General features: G+C 72.4%; 3 protein-coding genes. All 3 read right to left on the bottom strand.

The annotated features are described in order from the left end of the window. Nucleotides 1-206 precede the first annotated feature (206 nt). The 3 genes from ABZS66_RS16185 to ABZS66_RS16175 all read right to left on the bottom strand — a co-directional run bounded on the left by ABZS66_RS16185 (nt 207) and on the right by ABZS66_RS16175 (nt 3,368). Complete coding sequence (locus ABZS66_RS16185) at nt 207-1,586, bottom strand: TldD/PmbA family protein (protein WP_354758209.1); 1,380 nt, start codon at nt 1,584-1,586, stop codon at nt 207-209. Continuing rightward, nucleotides 1,583-3,019: a TldD/PmbA family protein gene (locus ABZS66_RS16180; RefSeq protein WP_354758207.1), complete on the bottom strand. Its 1,437-nt coding sequence runs from the start codon at nt 3,017-3,019 to the stop codon at nt 1,583-1,585. The genes ABZS66_RS16185 and ABZS66_RS16180 overlap by 4 nt, the downstream gene beginning before the upstream one ends. Nucleotides 3,020-3,083: 64 nt before the next feature. After that, entirely contained in the window at nt 3,084-3,368 is a 285-nt protein-coding gene (locus tag ABZS66_RS16175) for a 4a-hydroxytetrahydrobiopterin dehydratase (protein ID WP_354758205.1), read from the bottom strand. Nucleotides 3,369-3,393 lie beyond the last annotated feature (25 nt).

Below are 3,393 nucleotides of genomic sequence, written 5' to 3'. Positions count from 1 at the left end.
GGGGCCGCGCCGGGTCGTGGGGCCGCGCCGGGTCGTGGGGCCGCGCCGGGTCGTGCAGGCCGGGTCGTGGGGCCGGCCCGAGTCGTGCGCGGCCGGCTCGTGGGGGCCGGGTCGACGCAGGCCGCGACTCGGGCTGCCTCCTCGGGCCGGTCGCGGTCGTTCGCGACCGGCCTCTCCCAGAAGGCGCCTGTCCGCTCCGCCCCAGGTCAGCCCGAGGCGCCGCCCGTGTAGTTCCAGGACGCCAGGCGCAGCGCCGGGGCGATGAAGCCGGCCTCGCTCCACGGCCCCGGTAACTCGACCGCCCGGGAACCGATGCCGAGCACCGCACCGGGCTGGAGCGCCTGCGGGTACGACTGCGTGAACCGGAAGTTCCGCACCGGCGTGGTGACCACGCCGTCCTCGATGAGCCAGACGCCGTTGCGCGTAAGGCCGGTCACGACCAGCGTCCGCGGGTCGAGCACCCGCGTGTAGTGGTTGTCGGTCACAAGCAGCCCCCGCTCGACCCCGGCGACCAGCGCGGCGACGCTCGAGTCGGCGGGCGGCCCGTCGACCTCGACCGGCGCCGGGCCGTCGGTCGGCAGGAGCCGCATGCTGGACGGCACGGCGCCGAAGCTCGCCCCGCCCGGGATCGCGTGCCCGGTCGATCGGGCGTCGCCGCCGGCCCGAGCGGCCGTGCGCCGGTCGTGCACGACCGCCGCGGAGACCCCGGCGTCGACCAGCACGACCCGCTGCCGCGGCGTTCCCTCGACGTCGAACGGGATCGACGTCGAATCGGGCGCCGTGGCATCCTCGATCACGGTCACCGACGGGTCGAACTGCGCCTTGCCCAGCTCCAGGAACGACTGCCGGTCCAGCACCATCTTGGCGTTGAAGCCGTAGACCGCCAGCATCTGCAGTACATCTGCCACCGCTGTCGGCTCGAGCACCACCTCGTAACGTCCGGGGGGCAGTTCGACCGGGTTCTCGCCGGCGCGCGCCTTGGCCGCCGCGCGGGCTCCGAGCACCGCCCCGTCGATGTCGGCAATCCGCACCGCGGCCAGGCGGGCCAGCCCGTCGGAGGTCGCCGTGCGCGCGATGCCGTCCATCGCGGCGCTCGTCTTGGCGCCGCTGACGTGCTGGCCGGCCGAGTTCGCGTATACCGCCCGGGTCGAAGAGGTGCGGCAGTAGCCGGCCGTGTCCATGCCCGCCGCCTGGTGGACGAACGCCCGCACGCGCGAGGCCCGGTCGTCCGGCGACGCCGCGGCCGTCTCCTCGTCGACGTTGCCGCCGGCCGCCACCGCCGACGGCGGCGCCAGCCCGGGCCACGTCGGGTCGGCGGGCGCGAGCCGCATCGACTCCAGCGTGCGCCGGACAAGGTCGTCGAGCCCGTCGAGCACCGTCGTGGACGTCGTGGCGGTCCGCCCGTCCGCGTGTAGCCGGAGCCGGATCGTCGTGGACTCGTCGGCGACGTTCTGGTGCACGTACGAGTTGGCGAACCGCGTCAGCGCCAGCGCCGCCCGCTCGACCACCACCTCGGCCTCGACCCCGCTGCCGACGAGCTCCAGCACCCGCTGGGCCAGGTCGGTCTCGGACAAGGTCGCACTCATCCCCGCACCCCCACGCGCACGTTGGTGAACCGGGCCGCCGAGGCCGGGTGGCCCGTGTGCCCGATCTGGCCCGGCTGCCCCTTGCCGCAGTTCGGCGTGCCCCACGCCGTCACCTCCGACGACAGCATGTCCATCGAGCCCCAGAACCGCGGCCCGATGCCGGTATACGTCGGGTTGCGCAGCATCCGGCCGAGCTTGCCGTTCTTGATCTCCCAGCCGATCTCGCAGCCGAACTGGAAGTTCAGCCGCTTGTCGTCGATCGACCAGGAGCGGTTGAAGTCCATCAGCACGCCGTCGTCGGTCGCCGCGATCATCTCGTCGAGCGTGTGCGGCCCGGGCACCAGCCCGACGTTGGTCATCCGGACCATCGGCAGCCGCGCCCACCCGTCGGCACGCACACTGCCGGCGTAGTCCAGCCCGGCGACCGCCGCCGAGTCCCGCCCGGCGAGTGTGCCGACCCAGATCCCGTCGCGCACCGCGTACCTGGACTGCGCGGGCGTGCCCTCGTCGTCGTAGCCGAACGATCCCAGCGCCCCCGGAATCGTCGGATCGATGGTGATGTTCATCAGCTCCGACCCGTACCGAAGCTGGTTGAGCTTCGACAGCTCCAGCCACGACGTCCCCGCGAACGCCGCCTCCCAGCCCAGGATCCGGTCGAGCTCGATCGCGTGCCCCACCGACTCGTGGATCTGCAGCGCCATTTGCTCGCTGCCCAGGATCAGCGTCGTCTCGCCGGACGGGCAGTGCGGCGCCGTCAGCAGCGCCCGCGCCTCCTCCGCGATCCGCGCGGCGTGCGCCTGCAGGTCCAACTCGTCGACCAGCTCCCAGCCGCGGGTACCGTACTGCCCGCGGTACGACGGATAGGAACGCCGCTGCGTCTCGCCGTCACCGATGACCGTGGCCGAGATGCCCGCCCCCGACTCGCGGATGTGCTGGTCGATGCGGTGCCCCTGCGACGACACGAACCACTTCCGCGTGTCCCAGATCTGATACAGCCCCTCGGCGATGTCCGCCCCGGCCTTGTGCGACTCGGCCGTGGCGCTCGTCAGCAGGTCACCCTTCGTCGACAGCGCCACTCCGAGCGGGTCCACCGCGCAGGCACTCGCCCACGAGTCCACCCGCGCCTCGATGTCCACGAGATCGACCTGCGGCCCCGGCACCGTCGCGGACGCCCTGGCGATCGCCGTGGCCCGCTCCCCGGCCCGCCGCGCCGCGTCCCGCCCGAGATCAGGAACCGCGAAGAACCCCCAGCTCGAGCCGACCAGCGCCCGGACACCAACCCCGGCGTCCTCGTCCTGGCTCAGCTCCTCGATCTCCCCGTTCCGTGCGGTCATCGACTCGGAACGCCGGTGCATGACGCGCGCGTCGGCATACCGAGCCCCAGCGGCCAGGGCCGCCTCGACCGCCGCGCTCGCAACGTCGAAGTGGTTCATGGGAGGGACACTACCGAGGGGGTACGACGAAAAGGGGCGACTCGACCCTCGCTTGGTACGCGAATTACCCGATCAACTCGTTGATCTGCCGGGCGAGGGCGAGATCCTTCTCGGTCACCCCACCCGCCGAGTGCGTGCTGAGCCGGAAGGTCACCGTCCGCCACCGGATGTCGATGTCAGGATGGTGGTCCGCCTGCTCAGCCACGTGCGCCACCTCGGCGACGAGCCGGATACCGTCCAGAAAGGACTCAGCGGTAACGGACCGCTCGATGACCGAGGCGTCCCCGGCCCACCCACGAAGATCGCCGAGAGCAGCACCAACCTGCTCCACGCTGAGCACACCAGCCATACGCGCACGCTACTCCGTCACCGAT

The organism is Dactylosporangium sp. NPDC005572, assembly GCF_040605515.1.
Lineage (GTDB): Bacteria > Actinomycetota > Actinomycetes > Mycobacteriales > Micromonosporaceae > Dactylosporangium.
This window is presented reverse-complemented; position numbering and strand designations above follow the sequence as displayed.

Coding starts and splice junctions, on each gene's coding strand:
- ABZS66_RS16175 (WP_354758205.1), bottom strand. CDS start 3,368: ATGGCTGGTGTGCTCAGCGTGGAGCAGGTTGGTGCTGCTCTCGGCGAT.
- ABZS66_RS16180 (WP_354758207.1), bottom strand. CDS start 3,019: ATGAACCACTTCGACGTTGCGAGCGCGGCGGTCGAGGCGGCCCTGGCC.
- ABZS66_RS16185 (WP_354758209.1), bottom strand. CDS start 1,586: ATGAGTGCGACCTTGTCCGAGACCGACCTGGCCCAGCGGGTGCTGGAG.